The following is a 25,804-nucleotide window of genomic DNA, read 5'->3' as shown; positions in this document are numbered from 1 at the left end:
CAGGATGCCGCCAATGGTTATTCCCTTGGCAAGTCCTGCAACAACGCATGGCATCCTTTGCCACGCAACCCGTAGGGACGGGTCTGTTTTTGTGCATAACGTCGTTATTCGATGCCTCGTTTGGATTACCAAACTTCGCATCTCATGCCTAGTTCTGCGCAAAAACCGACTCCGTCGCGGCTGTGACGAAGCGTCAACAGATCCTGCAAACGCGGCATTGACCGCGTTTTTTTATACCCCCACACAAGACAACGACAAGCCAAGCAAGGAGCCAGAATGAAAGCCTACCAGCGTCAATTTATCGAGTTCGCCCTGGAGAAACAGGTCCTCAAATTCGGTGAATTTACCCTGAAATCCGGTCGTAAAAGCCCCTACTTCTTCAACGCCGGTCTGTTCAACAGCGGCCGCGATCTGGCCCGTCTCGGCCGCTTCTATGCCGCCGCTCTGATGGATGCCGGTATCGAGTTTGATGTGCTGTTTGGCCCGGCCTACAAGGGGATCCCCATCGCCTCCGCTACCGCCGTGCAGCTGGTGGAGCAGCACGATGTGGACGTGCCCTGGTGCTTCAACCGCAAGGAGGCCAAGGATCACGGCGAGGGCGGCAATCTGGTGGGCAGCCCGCTCAAGGGGCGCGTCATGCTGGTGGACGACGTCATCACCGCCGGCACTGCCATCCGCGAATCCATGGATCTGATCCAGGCCAACGGCGCCTCGCTGGCTGGCGTACTGATCGCGCTGGACCGTCAGGAGAAGGGCAAGGGCGAACTCTCCGCCATTCAGGAAGTGGAGCGTGACTACGGCGCTCACATCATCGCCATCATCCAGATGAGCGACTTGATCCAGTATCTGGAAGAGAAGCAGGCCGAACAGCCGGAGCTGGCGGCGCAACTGGCGGCCATGAAGGCTTATCGCGCCCAGTACGGTATCTGAGCTCCGCTCGCACCGCGCAATAGCTGAATGCGGCGCCCGTTTGTTCTCTGGCAGCAAACGGGCGCCGTTTTTTTCATCTGCAAAAAGTGGATCATGTGGCTTGAGCTTGCCCTTACAGTAAAGGTTAGGGTTTGCCAGTCGGCGTTTTGTTGTGCCGACGGGTTCCGGGGAGGAACAACATGACCACTCATCTTCAATCACCCATTCATCTGCAGTTGCCGCTCAGCGGCATGAGCTGCGCCAACTGCGCAGGCCGCATCGCGACCGCCCTCAACAAGCTTGAAGGGGTCGAGGCCACCGTCAACTTCGCGCTGGAGCAGGCGGCCATCGAGCTGGCCAGCCCCGATCGCCTGCCTGCGGTGCTCGACAGCATCAAGAGTCAGGGTTACGACTACGGCAGCGAGACCTTTTTGTTCCAAATTACCGGCATGACTTGTGCCGGTTGTTCGGCTCGGTTGAACAAGATGCTGGCCGCGCTGCCCGGCGTTATCTCGGCCGAGGTCAATTTCTCTATCGAACAGGCCCGCATCGTGCTGGTCCCCGGGATGCAGACGCCCGCCGCTTTGCGCGAGCAGATCGAAGCGCTCGGCTTTGGCGCCCAGCTGGCACAAGGCTCGGCCAGCGGCCGCCGCCAGCAGTTGCTGGAGCGGGAAGCGCAGGAGGCCGCCACAGCCCGTCAGGCTCAAACCCGGGTCATCGTCTCGGCTTTGCTGACGTTGCCGCTGCTGGTGGGGATGCTGGCCATGGCCGGACTGTTCCCCTGGCATCTACCCGCCTGGCTGGAGCTGGTGTTCGCCACCCCGGTGCAGTTCTGGATCGGGGCCCGTTTCTATCGCGGCGCCTGGCTTGCCATCAAGAATCGCGCAGCCAATATGGATGTGCTGGTGGCCACCGGTACCAGCGCCGCCTACTTCTACAGCCTCTATCTGCTGCTGACGTTGGGGATGGCCGCCAGCGGCAAGCTCTATTTCGAGGCGAGCGCCATCATCATTACCCTGATCTCCCTCGGCAAGTTGCTGGAGGCTCGGGCCAGACGCAGCACTCAGTCCGCTATTCGCGAACTGATGGCGCTGCGGCCGGAAACCGCCACCGTCTGGCGTGGTGAGAGCTGGCAGAGCGTCGCCATCGACGAGGTGCTGCGCGGCGATCGGCTGCGGGTGCTGGTGGGTGAGCGGGTGCCGGTGGATGGCAAAATCGTGAGCGGCGCCAGCGAGCTGGACGAGTCGATCCTCACCGGCGAGAGCCTGCCGGTGCCGCGCGGCGAGGGCGACAAGGTGCTGGGCGGTGCCATCAACCGCTCCGGCGTGCTGGAGATCGAAGCCACTACCGTGGGGGAGGATTCCAGCCTCAGCAAGATCATCGCCCTGGTGGAGAGCGCCCAGATGGGCAAGGCCCCGCTACAACAGCTGGTGGACAAGGTCTCTGCCGTGTTCGTGCCGGTGGTGATGGCCATCGCCCTGTTCACTCTGTTGGTGTGGTATGCCATCAGCAACGACTTCGGTCAGGCGCTGCTGGCGGCGGTAGCGGTGTTGGTGATCGCCTGTCCCTGTGCGCTGGGACTGGCCACGCCGGCTGCCATCGTCACCGGTACCGGAGTGGCGGCGCGCCACGGCATTCTGATCAAGGATGTGGATACCCTGCAAAAGGCTCACGCCATCAAGGCGCTCATCTTCGACAAGACCGGCACCCTGACTCAGGGGCGGCCTGTGCTGGCCAGCTGGAGCGGCACAGCCGAGCAGCTTCGTCTCGCCGCCGCCCTGCAGCAGGCGAGCGAACATCCGCTGGCGCTGGCCATGCGCGAGGCGGTCGGCAAGGAGGCTATACTGCCCCAGCCGGAGGCGGTCGAGGTGCGGGTCGGTGCCGGTATTGTCGGTCAGGTGGCGGGCCACAGGGTCGCCATCGGCAATCGTTCTCTGCTGGCCCAGCTCGGCATTGAGGTGCCACAACAGGATGAACAAGCCGCCGACGGTGCGACCCGGGTCTGGATGGCCATCGACGGCGTGGTGGCCGGCATTGCGGCGCTGGCTGATACCCTGCGCCCCGAGAGCCCGGAAGCCATCGCCACCCTGCGTCTGCGCGGCATCGCCAGCTGGCTGGTGAGCGGCGATGCGCCGGCGCCGGTGGCCCATATCGCAGCCAAGCTGGGACTGGACGGAGCCTTTGACTCCGTGTTGCCGGCCGGCAAGGTGGAGAAGGTCGCGGCGCTGCGGGCGCAAACCCGCGGGCTGGTGGCCATGGTGGGGGACGGGGTGAACGACGCCCCGGCGCTGGCGGCGGCGGATGTCGGCATCGCCATGGGCTCCGGCTCCGATGTGGCGATGGAGACCGCCTCCATCACCCTGATGCGATCCGACCCGCGGCTGGTGGCCGATGCCATCGACATCTCGGCGGCGACCTGGCGCACCATACAGCAGAATCTGTTCTGGGCCTTCGTGTTCAACATCATTGGCATTCCGCTGGCGGCATTGGGCTACCTCAGCCCCGAGTTGGCGGGGGCGGCCATGGCCCTGAGCAGTATTACCGTTTTGAGCAATTCCCTGTTATTGAAGCGTTGGCAGCCGCGGGCCCTCGCCCAAGTCGGCCACAATCTCAGCACAGAATCGAACCGTTAAGGAGTCATCCATGAACATCAGCAAGGTAGCCAAGGCGACGGGGCTGACCGCCAAGACCATCCGCTACTACGAGAGCATCGGCCTCATCACAGCCCCGGTACGCAGTGACAACGGCTATCGCAGTTACACCGAGGGGGCCTTGCGCGAGCTGCGTTTCGTCAAGCGGGCGCGGGAGACCGGCTTCAATCTGGAGGAGTGTCAGGAGCTGCTGGCGCTCTACCGGGACGAGCACAGAACCAGCGCTCAGGTGAAGAAGTTGGCGCAGGAGAAGATCGTCGATCTGCGTGCTCGCATCGCCGGGCTGCAGGCCATGCTCAGCTCGCTGGAAGGGTTGGTCTGCTGCTGCCACGGGGATGAAAATCCCGAGTGCCCGATCCTAGACGAGCTGGAGAAGGGGTGAGCAAGGGCTCACCGGCCAGCGCAGGAGAAAGCGCCGATGATTGATTAACTTCTTAATAAACGGCGCTTTATTGTTGCCGGTCAGGGGGGAGTGGTAGACTGCTCGGCTCTTGTACAGGAGTACTCAGTTGACCCAGAGTGTGACACGCCAGGTTAAGCAGGCCATCATGGTCCAGCTCTATACCCATGCATCGTTCAGTCTCCCCTGTTTGGGCCTGCTGGCGTTTGGCTGGAGTCTGCTGTTTCACGACTATCTGCCTGCCGTCGAAGCGCTCGGCTGGTTGGCCGGGATCTTCTTCTGGCTGCTTGGTCGGGGGTGGCACCTGCGCTGGAGGCAATCCCGCCTGTACCAGACGCCATTGCCGGTGCTGGAGCGGGAGCTCTTTATCGGAGCCACCATCACCTCCATTATCTGGGCCCTCGGGGTGCTGCTCTACATGGACAAGTTGCCCGACACCTACCGGGCCGCCATGATGATGCTCTCCAGCCTCATTCTTACCGGCAGCGCCATCATGCTGTTTGGCAGCCGCCGTACCCTCTATGGTGCCGTGTTGCCGCTGGGTTGCGCTATGTTGTTTGAACTGGGGGCGGGCAATGAGCAGGAGCGAATCGTCTCCTGCATGCTGGCGGGCTATCTGTTTGTCTTTCTGCCGACCCTGTTGCGCCGGATGCGGCGGGAGCAGATCGCCTCGCTCCACCACCGTTTCTCCAACGCCGAACTGGTGGCCGAGCTGAAGGCGGTCTCCGAACATCTGCGTCTAACCTCCCGCCTCGATGGCCTGACCGGCATCGCCAACCGCGCCCACCTCGACGACTCTCTGGAGCGGGCCTGGCGCCGCTGTCACCGTGCCCGGGCACCGCTGTCGCTGGTGCTGGTGGATGTGGATTACTTCAAGCAGTTCAACGATCTCTACGGCCATCAGCTGGGGGATGACTGCCTGCAACAGGTGGCTGGCTTGCTGGCCGAGGTGGAGCGGCGCGAGGACGATCTGGCAGCCCGTTACGGTGGCGAAGAGTTTGCCTTGCTGCTGCCCTGCACCGGCATGCAGGGGGCACTGCAGGTGGCGGACAATGTGCGGCAGGCACTCAAGGAGCTGGCCATCCCGCACCAGAAGTCACTGGTCTCCGGTCGGGTCACATGTAGTTTTGGTGTTGCGACACTGATACCGGACAACAGCATGAAAATCGCCGATTTGATCCAAAAAGCGGATGCGGCACTCTATCAGGCCAAGCATAATGGACGGGATCGAATCGAAGTAGCCTTGATGGGTAAGGTTGCCTGAATTTAACGTGACAGATTAAAGAGGTTGTCTATGCAATGTCATCGTATCGAAGAGCTGCTGGAGTTGTTGCAGCCTGCCTGGATCAAGGAACAGGATCTCAGCCTGGTGCAGTTTGTTGCCAAACTGGCCCAAGAAGCGGGATTTGAAGGGCCTCTGTCCGAGCTGACCGACGACATGCTGATCTATCACCTCAAGATGCGGGAATCCGACAAGCAGGCGATGATCCCCGGTCTGGCCAAGGATCATGTGCCCGATTTCAAAGAGGCGCTGCTCAAGGCGCGCGGAATCAAGTGAATCTTTAGCGGAAGCGCATCACCTCGTGGTGATGCGCTTTTTTGTTGCCGAAAATTGCGATCCAACCCCAATGTTAGATACATCTAATCCACACAATTAGCATGCCGTTTAAGATATAATCCGCTCCATAACAAATAAGGGAGCGATGTCTTGCAATGGCCGATCACGACAAAATCGATATCAAGGATGTCACCGACAAGGGCGTAACCGGGACCTTCAACCCCAATACGTTCAAAGCCAGCGACGACAGATTCAACCCAGGCAACCGCATCTATGTGCGGGCCCAGAAAGGGTATTGGCAGCGGATGCGCAAGGCCATGGGCTGGTTCTTTGTGGCGCTGTTCGTGCTGCTGCCCTGGCTGCGTTACGACGGGCGACAGGCGGTGCTGTTCGACCTCGGTCACCAGCAGTTCCATATCTTTGGCGCCACCATCTGGCCGCAGGATCTGACCCTGCTCGCCTGGCTCTTCATGATCGCCGCCTTCGGACTCTTCTTTATTACCACCTTCCTCGGTCGGGTCTGGTGTGGCTATCTCTGCCCGCAGACGGTGTGGACCTTCATGTTCATCTGGTTTGAAGAGAAGCTGGAAGGGCCCGCCAACAAACGGCGCAAGCTGGACGAGGCGCCCTGGAGCGGCGAGAAGCTGGCTCGCAAGGGGGCCAAGCATCTGGCCTGGCTGGCGATCTCGCTGGTGACCGGTCTGACCTTCGTCGCCTACTTCCAGGATGTGACTGAACTGGTGCCGGACCTCTTCACTCTGCAGGCCAGCGGATGGGTGCTGTTCTGGGTGCTCTTCTTCACCATCATCACCTACGGCAATGCAGGCTGGATGCGTGCCATCATGTGTATCCACATGTGCCCCTATGCCCGCTTCCAGTCCGCCATGTTCGACAAGGACACCTTCATCGTCGGCTATGACACCAAGCGTGGCGAGACCCGTGGTGCCCGCTCCCGCAAGGCAGATCCCAAGGCGATGGGGCTGGGCGACTGTATCGACTGCGATCTTTGCGTGCAGGTCTGCCCGACCGGTATCGATATCCGCGACGGCCTGCAGTACGAGTGCATCAACTGCGGCGCCTGCGTCGATGCCTGCGACCAGACCATGGAGCGGATGGGCTACCCGAAAGGGCTCATCAGTTACACCACCGAGCACAAGCTGGCCAACGACTCCACCCATGTGGCGCGGCCCAAGCTGATTGGTTACGGTCTGGTGATGGCGGTGATGCTGGGGGTGTTTGTCTACAACGCCATGTCCATCATGCCGATGGGGCTCGATATCCTACGGGATCGCAACCAGCTGTTCCGCGAAAACAGCGAGGGGCTGATTGAGAACACCTACACCCTCAAGATCCTCAACAAGACCCTGCAGTCCCAGACCTACCAGCTGGATGTGGAGGGCTTGCCCGAGTATCAGTGGTTCGGCCCCCGTGAAGTGACCCTGAAGGCGGGCGAGATCTACACCCTGCCGGTCAGTCTGGCGGTCGATCCTTACAACCTGAAACGGCCGGCGCTGGATATCCAGTTCGTGCTGAAACGGGAGGGTGCGGCGCCCGATGACAGCAAGGGCAACCTGCGCCAGGGCAGCAAGTTTATCAGCCGGTTGTAACTGCGTGTGGCTGCGGGCCGGGCGTGACACCAGTCCGGTCACCAACGAGCACGGCAATGCCGGTCAGTAGTGATAGAATGGGGCGCAACGGCGCCCCTTTCTTATGGTGGATGACATGCGTTTCAACTATTCCGACCTCAATCCCGACCTCATCATGGATGCGCTCGATCTCAGTGGCCTGCGGCTCGACTCCGGCCTTATCGAGCTCAACAGCTACGAAAACCGGGTCTACCAGTTTCAGGATGAGGATCGTCGCCGCTATGTGGTGAAGTTCTACCGTCCCGGCCGTTGGAGCCGGGCCCAGATCCTCGAGGAGCACGAGTTTGCCACCCGCCTTGCAGAGGCGGAGATCCCGGTCGCCGCGCCACTCGCCTTCGCGGGCGAGACCCTGCTGGAGCACGAGGGCTACCCCTTTGCCATCTGGCAGAGCGTCGGTGGCCGCCAGTTCGAGGTGGATAACCTCGATCAGCTGGAGTGGGTGGGGCGTTTCCTCGGCCGTATTCATCAGATCGGCGCCAGCAAGCCGTTTCATCATCGGGTGCGGCTCGATGTGGAGAGCATGCTGCACGAACCGCGTCAGCTGCTGGCGTCTGGCGAGTGGCTGCCAAGCGGGCTGGCGAAGCAATTCTTCGGGGTGCTGGACGAGCTGATCAAGCATGTGAGCGACGCCATGACCCTGGATGTGGCGCAGATCTCCCTGCATGGCGACTGCCACCCGGGCAACATCCTCTGGCGTGACGGTCCCATGTTTGTCGACCTCGATGATTGCCGCACCGGCCCCGCGATTCAGGATCTTTGGATGATGCTCAGCGGCGAGCGCCACGAGCAGCAGATCCAGCTCGACACCCTGCTGGCGGGCTACGAGGAGTTTATGGAATTCGAGTCGCGGGAGCTGGCGCTGATCGAGCCGCTGCGGGCGATGCGCATCGTTCACTACATGGCGTGGCTGGCGCGGCGCTGGGAAGATCCCGCCTTCCCCCGTCACTTCCCCTGGTTCAATACCGATCACTACTGGCGTCAACAGATAGCGACACTGCACGATCAGCTGGAGACGCTGAAGGCACCGCCGTTGACCCTTATGCCGGGGTGGTAACTTATCCGGCGGCCAGCAGATAGCCCCACCTTTGGCACGATCAGCTGGAAGTACTGAAGGCACCGCCGTTGAGTCTGATGCCAAACTGGTGAAATAGAAGGGATCTTGCGCGGCAAGCGGGACTCGATCTCCGGCCCTGACCATTGACGTCAGCATGGCGAAACAATAGGCTTGGCACTGCTTCGGTTCGCCGGGCGTGCCTCACAGTGATCCCTTAACAGGAAACATCATGAAAAAAGTTCTATTTTTCCTTGCTGCCATGCTGATGATCCCCATGGTTCACGCCGCCCCCGAGTTCAAGGAAGGCGTCAACTACGATGTGGTCAAACAGACTGGCAGTGCCCAGCCGGAAGTGATGGAGTTCTTCTCCTACTACTGCCCGCACTGCGCTACCTTCGAACCGATCGTTGAACAGTTGAAGGCCGGGTTGCCAGAGGGTGTGCCCCTCAAGAAGAACCCGGTTGCCTTCCTCGGCCGCGAGATGGGCCCCGAGATGCAGCGCGCCTATGCCGTTGCCAGCCTGCTCAATGCCGAAGCCAAGCTGACTCCGGCCATCTTTACCAAGATCCACACCCAGCGTCAGCCGCCGATGAGCCGTGACGATGTGAAGAAGATCTTCGTGGATAACGGCGTACCGGCTGAAGAGTTCGACGGTGCTGTCGACAGCTTCGCCGTCTCCGGCATGGTCTCCCAGTTCGATCGCAACACCGAGAGCTACAACATTCGCGGTGTACCGGCTTTCCTGGTGAACGGCAAGTACATGGTGAAGATTGAATCCATCACCTCTCAAGAGCAGTTCAACAAGCTGGTGCAGTTCCTGCTGGCCAAGAAAGACTGATACCTTTTGAGTTGATTAAAAAAGCCTGCCGGTGCGAACCAGCGGGCTTTTTGTTTTCTGGTGTTGGGGAAGATCAGACCCCGACGTGGAACGCCTGTTTGAGGTTGCGGATAAACTCCGCATCCCGGCAGAGGGTCTTGCCCGGGCTGTCGGAGATCTTGGCGACCGGGCCGCCATTGCACTCGATCAGCTTGAAGACGATGTTCATCGGGCTGACACCGGGCAGATCGCAGGTGAGCTTGGTGCCGATGCCGAAACTGGTGTTGATGCGGCCACGGAAGTGGCGGAACAGCTGCACCGCCTTGTCGAGGTTGAGCCCGTCGGAGAAGACCAGAGTCTTGTCGGTGGGGTCGATGCCAAGGCGCTGATAGTGGCTGATCGCCTTCTCGCCCCACACCACGGGATCGCCGGAGTCGTGGCGCAAGCCCTGATAGCTGCTGGCCAGCTCGAAGTCGAAGTCGCGCAGGAAGGCATCCATGGTGATGCAGTCGGTCAGGGCGATGCCGAGATGGTCGGTGAACTCGTCCAGCCAGCTGGTGAGGGCTGCGCGCTGGCTGTGCTCCAGCGGGAAGCCGAGCTGCTGGTGCGCCTGGAACCACTCATGGGCCTGGGTGCCGACCGCGGGCAGCTTGTACTTCTGGGCCAGCATATAGTTGCTGGTGCCGCGAAACGCCGGCAGACGCTCCTTGAGGCGACCCACTACCGCATCCTGTACCGCATGGGAGAAGCGGCGGCGGGTGCCGAAGTCGATGAGGTTGAACTCGCTCATCTCGTCGCTGCTCAGCTCCCGTTCCAGCTTATCGATCTTCTGATCGAGCCGATCCAGCGCGTGGCTGACGCCGAACTGGGGGTAGCGGAAGCGGTTGCGCATCTCGCTGATGATGGCGAGCACCGGGATCTCCCACAGGATCACATCCTGCCACGGGCCCTCGACCCGCACATTGATGCGGCCATCCTGCTCGAACACCTTGAGCAGGGAGGCATCGAGCGGCTTGCGGCGCAGGTGGTCGAGGTAGTCAGGAGTGAAGAAGGGACGCTCGGCCAGAAAATCGAGCTCTGGCCTGGTCAGTCGCAGGGAACCGGCGAGGCGCAGTTGCTCCTCGATCTGCCCCATCATGGGCAGCAGATCCTCTTCATTGCGGCTGTGAAACTCGGCCACCACCTCGGCATCCGGATAGCGATGGAACACCGCCTGCTGCATATGCAGCTTGTAGGCGTCGGTGTCGAGCAGGCTGGTGAGGATTGGGGGCATATCAGGCTCCTCGCAGACTGGTGAGCACGATGGAGCTCCCCTGCCGCATATGTAACGTGCAGGCGTCGGTGTCGAGCAGGCTGGTAAGAATCGGTGGCATATCAGGCGTCCAGCAGGCGTTGTACATCGATCAGGGTCTGGGCCAGTTCGGCGCCAGCTTCGATCATCTGGGTGTGGGCGCTGGCAACCGTCTCGGGGGCGATGCCACGGCAGGCATCGAGATGGACGATTACCCGGAAACCGGCGCGGCGCAGTTGCAGCACGCTGGTTTTGACACAGTAGTCGGTGGCAAGGCCGCCGACCAGTACGGTATCGACCTGGCGGGCTTGCAGGAATTCGATGAGTCCGGTGCTGCGCCGTTCTGCCAGGTCGTGGAAGCAGGTGCCGTAGGGATGGAGATCCGGCTCGACCCCCTTCCAGACGAAGAAGTCATAGTCGATGGGAGCGGGCAGGCCGTCGAGCAGCTCGAAGCCCTTGCTGCCCGGTACGCAGTGCACCGGCCAGGTGAGGTCGGCGTTGGGCAGATCCAGCGGCAACAGCATACCGGCAGGGTCAGAGACGGCCCAGTCGGCATTGGCAGGGTGAGAGTCCTTGCTGCCGATCCGCAGCGTGGCGAGGGTGGCCTGAGCGTTGAGCGCAGCCACAATATCATCACCGCCCGCGACGGGCAGTTCGTTCGGGCAGAGAGGGGTAAAGCCCTTCTGCGCATCAATATCCAGGCTGGCGACGGTTCCCATGATTGGCTCCTGCACATACTATTCGTGTGATATTATCTACCAAACATTAATGGAAGGCGAGCAGGGCGATCGGCATGCTGAGAATGAGTCTGGATATGGTGGTGCTGCGGTTGCATGAGGAGCGGCTCGAGCTGCTGCTCGAGACCCGCGATCGCCCCCCCTTTGCCCACTGCTGGCAACTGCCTGCGCTGCGCATCGACGAGACCCGGGATCGGGATCTCGATGCCGCCCAGCGCCGTCTGCTGGCGGAGTGGGGGCTCGGTCACTGCTACAGCGAGCAGGTCTGCACCCTCGGCAATCTGGAGCGGGATCCCCGCGGCTGGTCCACGACCCTGGTCTATCTCTGTCTGGTGGATCCGGAAGTGGAGGCGATCCACGGTTGCTGGCATCCGCTCGCCAACCTGCCGGGGCTGAGCCTCGCCTTCGACCATGTCCAGCTTATCGCCAAGGGACTGGAGCGGCTGCGGATCAAGAGCCGCTACAGCACCCTGCCGCTGCAACTGCTGGGGCCCGAGTTCACCCTCTCCGAGGTGCAGCGCGCCTTCGAAATCATCCTGCAAACACCCATGAATACGGCGGCATTTCGCAAGCGGATCCATCGCGCCGACATTCTGGTAGATACCGGCCGTAAGCGCACCGGCAAACAGCGCCCCGCCATTCTCTATCGGCTGGAGAGCCCCTGCTGCGTGATGTTCGATCAGGTGATGCACGGAGCAGAAGCGTAAAAGAGAGATCGTTGTTGCTATGAATTACAAAGTGAAACTTTCGCTAATTGTGCGAGATGTGGATAAAACCTGTTTTTGTGCTGGCGCCAAAGAGCTTAGCTTGCCCTTCGTTCCATTTGTTGGGCTCCGTTTGCATGAAGATATGCAAGTCTACACACTAGCGACTGTTGGGTGGGCAGACAATGAACAGTGCTTTTATTGTTCTGTAGAAATGAGTGAAGAATTATTGTCCGATGGTGATTTGATAGACATGGATTTCATTATTGAAACAGCAAAAAATTCCGGATGGGTTGGGTTCAATAAAATTCATAGAGCAGAAGTATGAGAGGGAAGGTTTTAGTTAGCGCCTGCTTGCTGGGTCAGCCGGTGCGTTACGACGGTCAGAGCAAGGGAATCGTCAGCGACTGGCTGAGTGCGCTGGGAGCCGAAGGACGGGCGCTGGCCTTCTGCCCCGAAGTGGCGGGCGGTCTGCCGACCCCGCGCCTTCCTGCCGAGCGGCAGGGCGAGCGCGTAGTGACGGCGAGCGGACTGGATGTGACTGACGAGTTTGATCGCGGCGCCGAGCTGGCGCTGGAAATCTGTCAGACGCAGGGCATTCGCTTCGCCCTGCTGAAAGAGGGGAGCCCCTCGTGTGGCAGCGGCCGTATCTATAACGGCCGCTTCGAAGGTGTTTCTGTGGCGGGCGAGGGCAAGACCACCGCCCTGCTGCGCCGCCACGGGATTGCTGTCTTTTCCGAAGATCAGTTGGCCGAGTTGGCTTCTGCGCTCTCTTTGGATTCATTCCCGGATTTGGCGGCAACTGGCAGCGGTGACTGACCGCTCTGCCACCCCTCCAGCACCTCGTCTTTCTCCTGCCAGCGCTGGTTTAGCCACTCCTGAAAACCGCGTTTGAACTGCTTGTCGTTGAAGTAATCTCCTATCAGTTGTTCATTCACCGGCAGCTCCTCAATCCGCACCTGAATGCGTTTTACCCGTCCCATCAGGAAGTCCTTGAACGGGGTCTCGGCGTTGTCCGGATAGCGGATGGTGACGTTGATCAGGCTGTCGAACTGTTCGCCCATGGCTGCCAGCGTGAAGGCCAATCCTGCCGCCTTGGGGGGCATCAGGTGACGATAGCGGGAGCGTGATGCGTCCCGTTTCTGCTCGGTGAAGCGGGTCCCTTCCACGAAGTTGATGACGGTGGTGGGGATGTGGCGAAACTTCTCGCAGGCATTGCGGGTGGTCTCGATATCCTTGCCGCGCAGGTGCGGGTTGCGCAGCAGGAATTCCCGTGAATAGCGGCGCATAAAGGGCATATCGAGCCCCCAGCAGGCGAGCCCCAACAGCGGGATGTAGATGAGCTCGTGCTTCATAAAGAACTTGGGCACCGGCATCCTATCGCGGAACAGGTGGCCGAGCACCACGATATCGGTCCAGCTCATATGGTTGCTGATGATGAGATACCAGCCATCCTTGCGCAGCTTGGTATTGTCCTCCACCTGCCAGTCAATGCGGGTGGTGAGGCTGATCACCAGCGCATTGCAGGCCAGCCACAGGCGCATGAAGCGGTTATTGAGGCGACTGCAGGCGCGACCAAAGGCCGGGATCGGCAGCACTAGTTTGGCCAGCGACACCAGCAGGATCAGGCTGGCGCACCAGGCGGTGAAAAGGATGGTCAGGCCCGCGCTGATGATCAGCACCAGCGGGCCGGGAAGCAGGGATAGCATGAATGTTTACTGCGCCTTGGTTGCCAGCAGTTGGCTCAGGGTCTGGTCCTTCTCGTGCCAGATCCCGTTCAACCACTGTTGAAACTCTTGTTGGAACTCGGGGTCATTGAAGTAATCCCCCACCAGCTTGCGGTCGATCGGCAAATAGCGGACCTGAACCTTGATTTGCCCGACCCGACCACACATGAAGTCCCAGTAGCTGGGGATGCCGTCCGGATAGGCGATGGTGACATCCACCAGTTGATGCAACTGGTCACCCATGGCTGCCAGGGTAAAGGCGATGCCGCCTGCTTTCGGGTGGAGCAGGTGACGATAGGGCGAACCCTGCTTCTGATGTTTGCCCTTGGTGAAGCGGGTGCCTTCGACGAAGTTCATCACACTCACTGGAATGTGGCGGAACCTGGCACAGGCTTTACGGGTTGTTTCAATGTCTTTTCCCTTCAGATGGGGATGCTTTTCCAGAAATTTCCTGGAATATCGCCGCATGAAGGGGAAGTCGAGCGCCCACCATGCCAGACCGAGAAAAGGTACCCAAATCAGCTCTTTCTTGAGGAAAAACTTCAGGAAGGGGATTTTTTGGTTAAAAACCCGCTGCAGTACCAGTATGTCGACCCAGGATTGATGGTTGGCAATCACCATATACCACTCATTCCGGTGCCCTTTGTCCACTCCGACCACATCGAAAGGGGTTTTGATGATGGTTTTCTGGATCAAATTGTTGAAACCGATCCAGCAGCTGGCACAGCCATCCAGCAGCCAGTTGCAGAGGGTGCGCCACCCCTTGAGGGGGAGCAGGAGCTTGAGCAGACCCAGCGAGAAGATGGGGACAAACCAGAAGAGGGTGTTGAAAAAATAGAGCAGGGTGGAGAGGCTGCCGCGCAGTCGCTCTGTCAGCTTGTTGGGCATGAGTCGGGTCCGTCTTGCTGTCGATAAAGGGCCATCAAGTGGTCAGATCTGTGGCCATAATATCAGCCGATTGCCCGTGAGACCATTCAGAGCCGTTATGGGGTCGGACTCACCCTTTCCCTTCTGTCAGCTGCTGCGCAGTCGCGACAGCAGCCTGTCCATGGCGCGATAACCGAGCGCCTCGATAAGATGCTCCTTGCTGATGGCGGGTTGCCCGGCCAGATCGGCGATGGTGCGTGACACCCGCAGGATGCGATGCCAGGCCCGGATGCTGAGCCCCAGCTTCTGGATGGCGTTCTCCAAAAATTCGGCATCTTGCGGTGATAGGCGGCAAATATCCTCTATCTCACGGCTATCCAGCAGGTTGTTGAGCTTGCCGTTGCGACTCAGCATGCGCTCCCGTGCCACCAGTACCCGATCGCGGATCTGCTGGCTCGACTCCCCCCGCTCCGCCTTGCCGGTCAGGCTGCCCTTGGGTAGCAGTGGCACTTCCACCGTCAGATCGAAGCGGTCGAGAAAGGGGCCGGAGAGCTTGCCGAGGTAGCGCAAGATCTGATCCGGGCTGGAGCGGGTCTGGCCGTCACCATAGTGGCCGCAGGGGCTGGGGTTCATGGCGCCCACCAGCTGGAAGCGAGCGGGAAAGTCTACCTGACGGGCGGCACGGCTGATGGTGATGTGGCCCGTCTCCAGCGGCTCGCGCAGGGAGTCGAGCACCTTGCGCTCGAACTCGGGCAATTCATCCAGAAACAGTACCCCGTTGTGGGCCAACGATATTTCGCCGGGCCTTGGGTGGCTGCCGCCGCCCACCAGCGCTACTGCGGAGGCACTGTGGTGGGGCGTGCGATAGGGTCTGTGGTGCCAGTGACCGGCGCGCGGAGTGAGGCCGCCGATGGAGTGGATGGCGGCGGTCTGCTGCGCCTCCTGCTCGCTGAGCGGCGGCAGAATGCCGGGCAATCGGCTCGCCAGCATGCTCTTGCCGGTGCCGGGTGGGCCGATGAACAGCAGGTTGTGGCTGCCGGCAGCGGCGATCTCCAGCGCCCGCTTGGCCTGTGACTGGCCAATCACATCCTGCAGGTCTGGCACATCGGGCAGGCTCTCCGCGCTTTGGGGATTCGGCAGTGGCAGTTCGTATTGTCCTGCCAGCCAGGCGGTGACTGCCAGCAGCTGGTGGGCGGTGCGCACCTCGGCATCCTGAATGAGGGAGGCTTCCGGGCCGTTCTCCCGCGGCACCAGCAGGGTGCGTCCCGCATCCCGGCAGGCGAGTACGGCAGGCAGTACCCCGAGTACGGGGCGGATCTCTCCGGTCAGGGCCAACTCCCCCAAAAATTCGTGATCGAGCAGGTATTTTGCGGGTATCTGCTTGGAAGCGGCGAGAATGCCGATGGCGATGGCCAGATCGAAGCGGCCCCCCTCCTTGGGCAGATCGGCGGGGGCCAGATTGACCGTGATGTGTTTGCTCGGGAACTCGAAATTGCCGTTGAGCAGAGCGCTGCGCACCCGATCCCGCGACTCCTTCACCGAGGTTTCCGGCAGGCCGACCATGTTGAAGGCGGGCAGGCCGTTGGATAGGTGGACTTCCACTGTAACTTGCGGGGCCGCGATCCCGAGGCTGGCACGGCTATAAACCACAGCTAATGACATAAATCCCGTCCTTGAGTTGATATATGTTCTGACTAACTGCCTATTGTTGGTTTTTTATTCCATAGTTCCGGCTGAGGAATAGCCAAAATCAGTGGGTTGTCACAGAAAAAAGGCTTGCCCAATAAAAATCACCGTGCTAGTTCTAATAGCCATTCGCGGTAGAAACCGCCCCAATTTCACAGGATTTCCGGTTGTAACTATGAACATGGCCTCCCGTTTCGTCAGCATTATTGTGGTCCTAGTGGTGATTATTATCTCACCGCTCGGGGCTCGTTTAGCTGCACGGAACAAGGGATAGACCCACCACCGGACAGAACGAAACAAGCGACCCCCGAGCCTCACAGCCCGGGGGTTTTTTTTCGACCAAAGGACAGGATTTTCCACATGAACGGCGCGCAGTTTTTGGTACAGGCTCTCAAAAAACAGGGTGTGACCCAGGTGTTTGGTTACCCGGGCGGGGCCATCATGCCGGTCTACGATGCCCTGTATGACGGTGGTCTGGCCCATCAGCTCTGCCGCCACGAGCAGGGTGCCGCCATGGCCGCGGTCGGTTATGCCCGCGCCTCCGGTCAGGTGGGGGTCTGCATCGCCACTTCCGGCCCCGGAGCTACCAATCTGGTAACCGGTCTGGCGGAGGCGCTGCTCGATTCGGTGCCTCTGGTGGCCATCAGTGGACAGGTGCCCTGTTCCGCCATCGGCACCGATGCGTTTCAGGAGGTCGACGTGCTCGGCATGTCCCTCTCCTGCACCAAGCACTCCTTCATGGTGACCGATGCCACCGATCTGGGGCGGGTGCTGGCAGAAGCTTTCGCCATCGCCACCGAAGGGCGCCCCGGCCCTGTGCTCATTGATCTCCCCAAGGATGTGCAGCTGGCCGCCGTGCCGCCCCAGAGCCCGCTGTTTGCGGTAGAAGAGCCGGAGGTGCTCAACCTCTCGGAGCTGACCGCAGCCCGCACTCTGATCGCTGCCGCCGAGCGTCCGGTGCTCTACGTCGGTGGCGGAGTGGGCATGGCCAATGCCGAGCAGCAGTTGCGCGACTTTGCTGCCGCAACCGGCATGCCTGCGGTCACCACCCTCAAGGGGATTGGAGCGCTCGACCCCGATAGTTCCGTTTATCTGGGCATGCTCGGCATGCACGGCACCAAGGCCGCCAACTACGCGGTGCAGCAGTGCGATCTGCTGCTGGTGGTGGGCGCCCGTTTCGATGATCGGGTGACCGGCAAGCTGGAGGAGTTTGCTCCCGAAGCCAAGGTGATCCATCTCGATGTGGATGCCGCCGAGTTCGGCAAGCGCCGCGCCGCCGAGGTGGGTATCACCACGGATCTCAAGCAGGTGTTGCCACGCCTCGCCATGACTCTCGACATCGCCCCCTGGCGTGAACACTGCGCCGCCATGGCCCGCGAATATGCGTTTCGCTACGACCATCCGGGTCAGGCCATCTACGCTCCGGCTTTGCTCAAACAGCTATCTGCCAAGTTGCCGGAGAGCAGCGTGGTCGCCTGCGACGTGGGTCAGCACCAGATGTGGGTGGCCCAGCACATGCGTTTCACCAGCCCGCGCAACCACCTCTCCAGCGCCGGCCTCGGCACCATGGGTTTCGGTCTGCCCGCCGCCATCGGCGCCAAGATGTCGCGCCCGGAGGATGAAGTGGTGCTGGTAAGCGGTGACGGCTCTTTCATGATGAACGTGCAGGAGCTCGGCACCATCCGCCGCGCCCAGCTCAAGGTGAAGATGGTGCTGCTGGATAACCAGCGCCTCGGCATGGTGCGCCAGTGGCAGGAGCTGTTCTTCGACGGCCGCTACAGCGAGACCATCCTCTCCGACAACCCCGATTTCGTTGCCCTGGCTGCCGCTTTCGGCATTCCGGGTGAGACCATCACATGCAAGGAGCAGATAGCCGGAGCCCTCGATCGCCTGCTGGCAAGCGAGAGTGCCTACCTGCTGCATGTGGCTATTTCAGAGGAAGAAAACGTCTGGCCCCTGGTTCCGCCGGGAGTCGCCAACCACCAGATGATGGAGCAACGCCCATGAACCCGCACACCCTTGCCCAGCCCGCATTTGCACAACACACCCTGCATATCCACGCCCAGCCCAGACCGGAAGTGATGGAGCGGGTGCTGCGGGTGGTGCGTCACCGCGGTTTCAATCTCTGCGCCCTTAATATGGAGCAGGATTGCCAACAGCTGCGGATCACGGTTACTGTCGAGTCGGTACGTCCCATCCAGCAGTTGTGGAGCCAGCTGGTGAAGTTGGTGGACGTCTCCCGGGTCGATGCACTGGAACAGCAACCCCGAATCAGAGCTTAAGGAGCCAAGCCAATGTCACAGCCTTCCCAATCCGCCACTCACCCGCAATACATCTGGTTCAATGGCAAACTGGTGCCCTGGCAGGATGCCCAGGTGCACGTGATGAGCCACGCCCTGCACTACGGCTCCTCGGTGTTTGAGGGGGTGCGTGCCTACGATACCCCCAAAGGCACCTGCATCTTCCGTCTGCAGGAGCACACCCGCCGCCTGTTCGACTCCGCCAAGATCTACTGGATGGATGTCCCCTACAGCGAGTCCGAAGTGAATGAAGCCTGCCGCACCGTGGTGCGCGAGAACGGCCTGAAGAGCGGCTACCTGCGCCCGCTGGCCTTTGTCGGCAACGTGGGGCTGGGGCTGCATCCGCCGCTGGATGCCAAGGCTGACCTGATGGTGGCTGCCCTGCCGTGGGGCGCTTATCTGGGGGAAGAGGGGCTGAAAAACGGGGTGGATGTGTGCGTCACCTCATGGAACCGGCTCGCTCCCAACACCATTCCCACTGGCGCCAAGGCGGGCGGCAACTATTTGTCATCCCAGCTGATCAGCCGCGAGGCCAAGCGCAACGGCTTTGCCGAGGGGCTGGCGCTGGATGTGAACGGCTACCTGAGCGAAGGGGCGGGGGAGAACCTGTTCCTGGTGAAGAATGGCGTGCTGTTTACCCCGCCTGCCACCGCAGCCATCCTGCCCGGCATCACCCGCGACACCATCATGACGCTCGCGCGTGACTTGGGTTACGAGGTGCGCGAGCAGGCGCTGCCCCGTGAGGCGCTCTACGTCGCAGACGAGATCTTTATGACCGGCACCGCCGCCGAAGTGACCCCGGTGCGCTCCGTCGATCGGATGAAGGTAGGGGCTGGCAGCCGTGGCCCGGTGACCGAGCAGCTGCAGAACGCCTTCTTCGGCCTGTTCAATGGCAAGACCGAGGACAAGTGGGGCTGGCTGACGCCAGTCAACGACTGATGAGAGAGGGGAGGCGCTGTGCCTCCCCGAGTCGCTTCCGGTGAGAACTTCCCAGAGGAGCTTTCACCAGGATCGATTCCGATCCACTCGTATCATCACCGCATAACGCATCGAGCCCATATGGGCATTCAGGGAGTAGAGACATGCCGAAGTTGAGATCCGCCACCACCACCCACGGACGTAACATGGCCGGGGCCCGCGCCCTGTGGCGTGCCACCGGAATGACCGATCAGGATTTCGGCAAGCCCATCATCGCCGTGGTCAACTCCTTCACCCAGTTCGTGCCGGGCCACGTCCACCTCAAGGATCTGGGCCAGCTGGTTGCGCGCGAGATTGAAGCCGCTGGCGGCGTCGCCAAGGAGTTCAACACCATAGCAGTAGATGACGGCATCGCCATGGGCCACGGCGGCATGCTCTACTCCCTGCCGTCGCGCGAGCTTATCGCGGATTCGGTGGAGTACATGGTCAACGCCCACTGCGCCGACGCCATGGTCTGCATCTCCAACTGCGACAAGATCACTCCGGGGATGCTGATGGCCGCCCTGCGCATCAACATCCCGGTGATCTTCGTCTCCGGCGGCCCGATGGAAGCGGGCAAGACCAAGCTCTCCGACCAGATCATCAAGCTGGACCTGGTGGACGCCATGATCCAGGGCGCCGACCCCAAGGTTTCCGACGCCCAGAGCGAACAGGTGGAGCGCAGTGCCTGCCCCACCTGCGGCTCCTGCTCCGGCATGTTCACCGCCAACTCCATGAACTGTCTGACCGAGGCGCTGGGTCTCTCCCAGCCGGGTAACGGCTCGCTGCTGGCGACCCACAGCGACCGCGAGCAGCTGTTCAAGCTGGCGGGCCAGCGCATCGTGACGCTGGCCAAACGCTGGTATGAGCAGGACGATGCCTCGGCACTGCCGCGCAACATCGCCACCAAGGCGGCGTTCGAGAACGCCATGGCGCTCGACATCGCCATGGGTGGCTCCACCAATACCGTGCTGCACCTGCTGGCGGCGGCCCAGGAGGCGGGCGTCGACTTCACCATGGCCGACATCGACCGCATGTCGCGCAAGGTGCCGCAGCTCTGCAAGGTGGCGCCTTCTACCCAGAAATACCATATGGAAGATGTGCACCGTGCCGGTGGCGTGGTCGCCATTCTGGGTCAGCTGGAAAAAGCGGGCCTGGTGCATGGGGATACCCGTACCGTGCTGGGTTGCTCCCTCGTCGAACAGCTCAATGAATATGACGTCAGCCGCCAGCCGAGTCAGGAGGTGGTGGACTTCTACCGCGCCGGGCCGGCCGGGATCCGCACCACCAAGGCGTTCAGTCAGGATTGCCGCTGGCCGGAGCTGGATCTGGACCGCGCCGAAGGCTGCATCCGCTCGCTGGATAACGCCTACAGCCAGGAGGGGGGGCTGGCGGTGCTCTCTGGCAACCTCGCGGTCAACGGCGCCATCGTCAAGACTGCCGGGGTGGATGAGGAGAACCTCACCTTCCGTGGCCCGGCCCGGGTATTCGAGAGTCAGGAGAGCGCGGTGAGCGGCATCCTCGATGGTACCGTGAAAGCAGGCGAGGTAGTGGTGATCCGCTACGAAGGGCCGAAAGGGGGTCCGGGCATGCAGGAGATGCTCTACCCCACCACTTATCTCAAGTCCATGGGGCTCGGCAAGGCGTGCGCCCTGATCACCGACGGCCGCTTCTCCGGCGGTACCTCGGGCCTCTCCATCGGCCACGTCTCGCCGGAAGCAGCCTCTGGCGGCACCATAGGTCTGGTGGAGGATGGCGACATCATCAGCATCAATATCCCGGCCCGCAGCATGGTGCTGGAGGTGGCCGACAGCGTGCTGGCCGCCCGCCGCGTCGCCGTCGAGGCTCGGGGCTGGAAGCCGCTCGATCGTCAGCGTCAGGTCTCCTTTGCCCTGCGCGCCTACGCCATGTTCGCCACCAGTGCCGACAAGGGCGCGGTTCGCGATCGCTCGATGCTGGGGGAATAAATCATGGTCTCTGCGGCGGATTATCTACGCAAGGTGTTGCTCTCCCCCGTCTATGAGGCGGCGCGGGTGACCCCCCTGCAAACCCTGAAGAAACTTTCCGAGCGGCTCGGCAACCATGTCAGCCTGAAGCGGGAGGATCTGCAACCGGTCCACTCCTTCAAGCTGCGCGGCGCCTATCACAAGATCGCCACCCTGACCGAGGAGCAGAAGGCGCGCGGCGTTATCGCCGCCTCTGCTGGCAACCACGCACAGGGGGTCGCCCTGTCGGCCGCCAAGCTCGGCATCAAGGCGATCATCGTGATGCCCAAGACCACGCCGGATATCAAGATCGACGCGGTGCGCCGGCAGGGCGGCAACGTCATGCTGTTTGGCAACAGTTTCGACGAGGCCTACGGCGAGAGCCGCCGCCTCTCCGAGCTGGAGGGTTACACCCTGATCCCGCCGTTTGACGACGTCGAGGTGATCGCCGGGCAGGGCACCATCGGCAAGGAGTTGCTGGAGCAGGATACCCACCTCACTCACGTCTTTGTGCCGGTGGGCGGCGGTGGGTTGGCCGCCGGGGTGGCGGTCTATATCAAGCAACTGCTGCCGGATGTGAAGGTGATCGGGGTGGAGGCTGAAGGGTCTGCCTGTCTCAAGGCGGCGCTGGCGGCCGGCGAGCCGGTCAATCTGGAGCGGGTCTCGCTGTTTGCGGACGGGGTGGCGGTCAAGCGCATCGGCGAGGAGACCTTCCGCCTGTGCAACCAGTATCTGGACGAGGTGGTGACCGTCTCCAACGACCAGATCTGCGCCGCACTGAAAGACATCTTCGACGACTGCCGCGCCATCGCCGAGCCGTCGGGCGCCCTCTCGCTGGCGGGCCTCAAGGCCTACAGCGAGCGGGAGCAGGTCAAAGGGGGGCGGATGGCGGCCATTCTCTCCGGCGCCAACGTTAACTTCCACAGCCTGCGCTACGTGTCGGAGCGCTGCGAGATCGGCGAGAAGCGCGAGGGCATGCTGGCGGTGACCATCCCCGAGCGCAAGGGGGCCTTCCTCGACTTCTGTCGTCAGCTTGGCCCCCGCATGGTGACCGAGTTCAACTATCGCTACGCCGATGCCGAACAGGCGTCGCTGTTCGTTTCGGTGCGCCTCACCGGCGGTGACGAAGAGCTCGGCCAGATCATCGATCAGCTCGGTGGCAACGGCTATCCAGTGGTCAACATGACCGAGAGCGAGCTGGCCAAGAATCATGTGCGCTACATGATTGGCGGCCGCCCGGCCCGGCCCCTTGGTGAGCGTCTCTACAGCTTCAAGTTTCCGGAGCAGCCGGGCGCCCTGATGCGCTTCCTCGAGACACTGGGTTGTCGCTGGAACATCAGCCTGTTCCACTACCGTAACCACGGTGCCGACTATGGCCGCGTGCTCTGCGCCTTCGAGCTGCCGGATGAAGACGTGGCAGCCTTCCACGACTACCTGCGCGAGATTGGCTACGGCTGGAAAGAGGTGAGCGACGACCCCGCCTACCGGCTATTCCTGGCTAGTTGATGGCGGGATCGCGATGAAGCAGGAGGGAGGCGTTGTCCTCCCTCTGTTTTTAGGCTGCAATTGGGAACTTCTGTCTGAGCCATTGAAATCCATGGGCCAGTGCCATCAGCAGCAGGGTGCCGGGCAGCACCGTTTGCCACAGGAAGGCTGGCTCTTGTCCTGTCATCAGGATCAGCAAGGGATTGGCGCCCGCCGGAGGGTGAAGAATATTCAGTCCCTGCATCAGGGCGATGGCCAGCCCGGTTGCCAGAGCCATCTGCATTTCAGCAGGGAGGGGAAGCAGGCCGATGACCAGTCCGACGCAGGCCGTCAGCAGGTGTCCACCCAGCACGTTTTTGGGGCGCGCCAGCGGACTATCTGGCAGGGAAAACAACAACACACAGCTGGCCCCGAAAGGTGCCATGACTAGCGCGACATGCCAGCTCAGATTGAGCCATCCCAATATGCCGATGGTGAGTGCGGCGCCCACACCTGCCCATAACGGGCCATACCATTTTGTCATCATGCTTTCCTCTTGGTTTGCCAGAACTGATTAGGCACATTAGGTAGACAGATCGGTGTACTTCAAGAGGCAAATCATGAGTGAGAAGCGTCAACAACTGGTGGCGACGGCCTACCGTCTGTTCAACCGTCATGGCTTTCATGCCACCGGCATAGATCGCATCTGGGCCGAGGCGGGGAGTACCAAGCGCACCCTCTATCGCCACTTCCCGACCAAGGATGCCTTGATTGAGGAGGTGCTGCTCGCTCGTGACCGGGAGTTCTTCGCCTTGCTTGACCAGCGGCTGGCCGGTGTGAGCGGACGTGAAGCTCGCCTCCAGGCGCTGTTCGATGGTTTCGCGGCGTGGTTTGGCCGCTCTGATTTCTATGGCTGCAACTTTATCAACGCCAGCGCCGAGTTTGCCGACCCACGCCATCCGGTGCGCAAGCTGGTGATGGCCCACAAGCAGGCGTTATTGGGCTGGGTGATAAACCAGCTCAACTGTTCTCTGGCACAGGCCACCGAGCTTTGCCTGTTGCTGGAGGGGGCGATCGTGATGGCTCACAGCTATCAGCAGCCACTGGCGTTGGAGCAGGCCAGAATGCTGGCAAAGACCATTTTGGCCGACGATGGCGCGATAATGCAGGCCGCTTCACACTCCTGAGATGCTGGTCATTTGAGGCTGCGTTCGGATGGGATACCCTGAATAGCGGAGAGGCCGCCTGACGGCTTCACACAGGGAAGAGTGCGCACTCAGGCGCCCATAACGACTTATTGCAGAGGCGAAAATATGAATAAATCCATGCTTGCCGTATTGGTCAGTGGTTTGCTGGCGGCCGGAGCCGTGCAGGCCGCTGCTCAGGACAATACCTGGTATGTCGGTGGCAAGGCCGGTTGGTCCAATTACTATGGCGTTGACCACAACCAGTATGCCGAGTCGATTGCCCAGACGTTGGGTAATACCAGCGAGAACACGGATGATCTGGGTCTGGGTCTGTTCGCCGGTTACCAGCTCAACCCCAGCCTGGGGTTCGAGCTGGGTTATGACTGGCTTGGCAAATACGACACCACCTCGGGCACCGGCGCCAATACCCTCAATACCGAAGCCAAGAGCCAGATGATTCAGGCCACCATGAAGATCAGCTTCCCGGCAACGAATGTGCTCGATCTTTATGGCCGGCTCGGCGGTGCCTATGCCTGGACGGATAGCGAGATCAGCTTCGCCAATAGCAGCGAGACCGGTAAAAAGCATGGCGCCGCATTTGTCGGGGCGCTGGGTGCCGAGTACGCCATCGATCGTGACTGGGCCGCCCGTCTGGAGTACCAGTACACTACGCCGCTGGGAGATGCCTCTCTCGATCGCTCAGGCATCGAGCTGGATAACGGCCTGATTTCGTTCGGCATGCTCTATCGTTTCGGTCAGCAAGGGGGTGAGGTTGCTGTGCCGGCGCCAGCTCCGGCAGCCGAGCCTGCCCCGGCTGTGGTGGTGGAGCCCAAGACCTTCAGCCTGAGTTCCGATGTGCTGTTCGAGTTCAACAAGGCGACCCTGAAACCAGCCGCCAGCCAGGCGCTCGATGCCCTGTTCAGCCAGATTGTGGCGGCCAATCCGAAGGATGGCGTCGCGACCGTGGTCGGTTATACCGACCGCATCGGCTCCGACAACTACAACCTGGCCCTCTCCGAGAAGCGGGCCCAGAGCGTGGCCAGCTATCTGGTAGCCAAAGGCTTGTATGCTGACAAGGTGCGGGTCGAAGGGCGTGGCAAGGCCAATCCGGTTACTGGCAACAACTGCGCCAGCCGTTCCAAACAGGAGCTGATTGCCTGTCTGGCACCGGATCGTCGGGTTGAAATCCATCTGGAAGGGGTTTCCCAGCCGGCGCAGTGATGCTGCGGCTAGAGATGGGATTCGAGAAGAACGGGAGGCCAGGCCTCCCGTTTTCTATGGTCAGCGTGATCGGATGGTGGTGCAGACCTGATTTGCCAACATCATGAGTTATCGAATCTTTTCCTAATAGGAATAGTTATTATATTTCCAGGAAATTACAGGGTAAAAAAATAGAATTAAACTTTGCGCCTGAAGATCCTTTTGGTTAGAATCTCTGCGTGGTATCAATAGATAGGTAAATATTATGGACTGCGACAGTTGTAGCCGATTGCAAATCGCGATGCGGGTTTACCAGAGCTGAGGCCGAATATTTTATCTTCTCTCTCACTCTGATTGCTCGAATCACAAGCATAGAGTGCAGCATCTATATGAGTCAGCATCGACTCTCACAACCTCTTTATCCCGCCTTCATCAGGGATTCCGGTTGTAAATCTGGATCGTTCCGCTCATCTGCGAGCCATGCGCGCCTCGCGACCCCTGCAATTGAACGCTTCATCATGCATCCCGGTACTGCCCGTCAGGGCCGTCACAGCGTCGGAACCATGCATCCGTGCCGTGGTCGGGAAGGGATCAAGCGTAAAATAACAAGATGGATAATCTCATATTGAAAACTATTTCGTTTTCGATATGGCAGGTTGCACAT

At 60.9% G+C, this 25,804-nt stretch carries 24 protein-coding genes; 18 read left to right on the top strand and 6 right to left on the bottom strand.

Annotated elements, in window-relative coordinates; genetic code table 11:
• Positions 1 to 276: 276 nt before the first annotated feature.
• From pyrE to G5229_RS11070, 8 genes are all read left to right on the top strand, one after another.
• Positions 277 to 930 carry an orotate phosphoribosyltransferase gene (gene pyrE / locus G5229_RS11105; RefSeq protein ID WP_139460235.1) on the top strand — a complete coding sequence of 218 codons (654 nt, stop codon included), beginning with the start codon at positions 277 to 279 and terminating at the stop codon, positions 928 to 930.
• A 179-nt stretch (positions 931 to 1,109) separates the two neighbouring features.
• Entirely contained in the window at positions 1,110 to 3,542 is a 2,433-nt protein-coding gene (locus G5229_RS11100) for a heavy metal translocating P-type ATPase (RefSeq protein ID WP_421209111.1), read from the top strand.
• Between the two features lie 10 nt (positions 3,543 to 3,552).
• Entirely contained in the window at positions 3,553 to 3,942 is a 390-nt protein-coding gene (gene cueR, locus G5229_RS11095; RefSeq protein ID WP_106844324.1) for a Cu(I)-responsive transcriptional regulator, read from the top strand.
• Positions 3,943 to 4,069: 127 nt separating this feature from the next.
• A complete protein-coding gene (locus G5229_RS11090; protein ID WP_216952339.1) occupies positions 4,070 to 5,224 on the top strand; it encodes a GGDEF domain-containing protein in 1,155 nt (384 codons plus the stop codon).
• A 30-nt stretch (positions 5,225 to 5,254) separates the two neighbouring features.
• Positions 5,255 to 5,518 carry a YihD family protein gene (locus G5229_RS11085; RefSeq protein WP_005339598.1) on the top strand — a complete coding sequence of 88 codons (264 nt, stop codon included), beginning with the start codon at positions 5,255 to 5,257 and terminating at the stop codon, positions 5,516 to 5,518.
• Between the two features lie 155 nt (positions 5,519 to 5,673).
• Positions 5,674 to 7,125, top strand: coding sequence for a cytochrome c oxidase accessory protein CcoG (gene ccoG, locus G5229_RS11080; RefSeq protein WP_005356121.1), 1,452 nt, complete (start codon positions 5,674 to 5,676; stop codon positions 7,123 to 7,125).
• A 103-nt stretch (positions 7,126 to 7,228) separates the two neighbouring features.
• Positions 7,229 to 8,218 (top strand): serine/threonine protein kinase, encoded by a 990-nt coding sequence (locus tag G5229_RS11075; protein ID WP_421209110.1) that lies wholly within the window; start codon positions 7,229 to 7,231, stop codon positions 8,216 to 8,218.
• A gap of 229 nt (positions 8,219 to 8,447) precedes the next feature.
• Entirely contained in the window at positions 8,448 to 9,056 is a 609-nt protein-coding gene (locus tag G5229_RS11070; protein ID WP_005339604.1) for a thiol:disulfide interchange protein DsbA/DsbL, read from the top strand.
• Positions 9,057 to 9,129: 73 nt separating this feature from the next.
• On the opposite strand, the gene pncB is transcribed toward G5229_RS11070, so the two are convergent.
• Both pncB and G5229_RS11060 read right to left on the bottom strand, forming a co-directional pair.
• A complete protein-coding gene (gene pncB / locus G5229_RS11065; RefSeq protein WP_075116071.1) occupies positions 9,130 to 10,308 on the bottom strand; it encodes a nicotinate phosphoribosyltransferase in 1,179 nt (392 codons plus the stop codon).
• A gap of 101 nt (positions 10,309 to 10,409) precedes the next feature.
• A complete protein-coding gene (locus tag G5229_RS11060; RefSeq protein WP_043823230.1) occupies positions 10,410 to 11,045 on the bottom strand; it encodes a nicotinamidase in 636 nt (211 codons plus the stop codon).
• Positions 11,046 to 11,119: 74 nt separating this feature from the next.
• On the opposite strand from G5229_RS11060, the gene G5229_RS11055 reads away from it, so the two are divergent.
• The 3 genes from G5229_RS11055 to G5229_RS11045 are packed head-to-tail and all read left to right on the top strand — an operon-like array spanning position 11,120 to position 12,586.
• A complete protein-coding gene (locus G5229_RS11055; RefSeq protein WP_005339607.1) occupies positions 11,120 to 11,770 on the top strand; it encodes an NUDIX hydrolase in 651 nt (216 codons plus the stop codon).
• Between the two features lie 19 nt (positions 11,771 to 11,789).
• Complete coding sequence (locus G5229_RS11050) at positions 11,790 to 12,095, top strand: hypothetical protein (RefSeq protein WP_120416227.1); 306 nt, start codon at positions 11,790 to 11,792, stop codon at positions 12,093 to 12,095.
• On the top strand, positions 12,092 to 12,586 hold the full coding sequence (locus tag G5229_RS11045; protein WP_201990897.1) for a DUF523 domain-containing protein: 495 nt from the start codon (positions 12,092 to 12,094) through the stop codon (positions 12,584 to 12,586). Before G5229_RS11050 ends, G5229_RS11045 begins: the two co-directional genes overlap by 4 nt.
• Here G5229_RS11045 and G5229_RS11040 read toward each other — a convergent pair.
• From G5229_RS11040 to G5229_RS11030, 3 genes are all read right to left on the bottom strand, one after another.
• Positions 12,511 to 13,476, bottom strand: coding sequence for an acyltransferase (locus G5229_RS11040; RefSeq protein WP_421209109.1), 966 nt, complete (start codon positions 13,474 to 13,476; stop codon positions 12,511 to 12,513). The two genes, G5229_RS11045 and G5229_RS11040, sit on opposite strands and share 76 nt — an antisense overlap.
• A gap of 6 nt (positions 13,477 to 13,482) precedes the next feature.
• The gene (locus G5229_RS11035; RefSeq protein WP_421209108.1) at positions 13,483 to 14,382 is read right to left on the bottom strand and encodes an acyltransferase; all 900 of its coding nucleotides are present in this window, start codon (positions 14,380 to 14,382) and stop codon (positions 13,483 to 13,485) included.
• A 126-nt stretch (positions 14,383 to 14,508) separates the two neighbouring features.
• Complete coding sequence (locus G5229_RS11030; protein ID WP_421209107.1) at positions 14,509 to 16,023, bottom strand: YifB family Mg chelatase-like AAA ATPase; 1,515 nt, start codon at positions 16,021 to 16,023, stop codon at positions 14,509 to 14,511.
• A gap of 384 nt (positions 16,024 to 16,407) precedes the next feature.
• Here G5229_RS11030 and ilvG point away from each other — a divergent pair, with 384 nt between their 5' ends.
• The 5 genes from ilvG to ilvA all read left to right on the top strand — a co-directional run bounded on the left by ilvG (position 16,408) and on the right by ilvA (position 22,795).
• Complete coding sequence (ilvG, locus tag G5229_RS11025) at positions 16,408 to 18,054, top strand: acetolactate synthase 2 catalytic subunit (protein ID WP_421209106.1); 1,647 nt, start codon at positions 16,408 to 16,410, stop codon at positions 18,052 to 18,054.
• Positions 18,051 to 18,329, top strand: a complete 279-nt coding sequence (gene ilvM / locus G5229_RS11020; RefSeq protein WP_005342011.1) for an acetolactate synthase 2 small subunit — start codon at positions 18,051 to 18,053, stop codon at positions 18,327 to 18,329. Before ilvG ends, ilvM begins: the two co-directional genes overlap by 4 nt.
• A gap of 12 nt (positions 18,330 to 18,341) precedes the next feature.
• Positions 18,342 to 19,286, top strand: coding sequence for a branched-chain amino acid transaminase (locus tag G5229_RS11015; RefSeq protein WP_040067634.1), 945 nt, complete (start codon positions 18,342 to 18,344; stop codon positions 19,284 to 19,286).
• Positions 19,287 to 19,429: 143 nt separating this feature from the next.
• Positions 19,430 to 21,271: a dihydroxy-acid dehydratase gene (ilvD, locus tag G5229_RS11010; protein WP_421209105.1), complete on the top strand. Its 1,842-nt coding sequence runs from the start codon at positions 19,430 to 19,432 to the stop codon at positions 21,269 to 21,271.
• Positions 21,272 to 21,274: 3 nt separating this feature from the next.
• Positions 21,275 to 22,795 carry a threonine ammonia-lyase, biosynthetic gene (ilvA, locus tag G5229_RS11005; protein WP_167570662.1) on the top strand — a complete coding sequence of 507 codons (1,521 nt, stop codon included), beginning with the start codon at positions 21,275 to 21,277 and terminating at the stop codon, positions 22,793 to 22,795.
• A gap of 49 nt (positions 22,796 to 22,844) precedes the next feature.
• On the opposite strand, the gene G5229_RS11000 is transcribed toward ilvA, so the two are convergent.
• On the bottom strand, positions 22,845 to 23,297 hold the full coding sequence (locus tag G5229_RS11000; protein WP_227342965.1) for an HPP family protein: 453 nt from the start codon (positions 23,295 to 23,297) through the stop codon (positions 22,845 to 22,847).
• 76 nt (positions 23,298 to 23,373) lie between these two features.
• On the opposite strand from G5229_RS11000, the gene G5229_RS10995 reads away from it, so the two are divergent.
• Positions 23,374 to 23,940, top strand: a complete 567-nt coding sequence (locus G5229_RS10995) for a TetR/AcrR family transcriptional regulator (protein WP_182963048.1) — start codon at positions 23,374 to 23,376, stop codon at positions 23,938 to 23,940.
• A gap of 126 nt (positions 23,941 to 24,066) precedes the next feature.
• Positions 24,067 to 25,161, top strand: coding sequence for a porin OmpA (ompA, locus tag G5229_RS10990; protein WP_421209104.1), 1,095 nt, complete (start codon positions 24,067 to 24,069; stop codon positions 25,159 to 25,161).
• Positions 25,162 to 25,804: the final 643 nt, after the last annotated feature.

The organism is Aeromonas sp. 602396, assembly GCF_049173735.1.
Taxonomy (GTDB): domain Bacteria; phylum Pseudomonadota; class Gammaproteobacteria; order Enterobacterales; family Aeromonadaceae; genus Aeromonas; species Aeromonas veronii_A.
The sequence above is the reverse complement of the archived record's forward strand: the minus strand, read 5'-3'. Positions and strand labels throughout refer to the sequence as shown.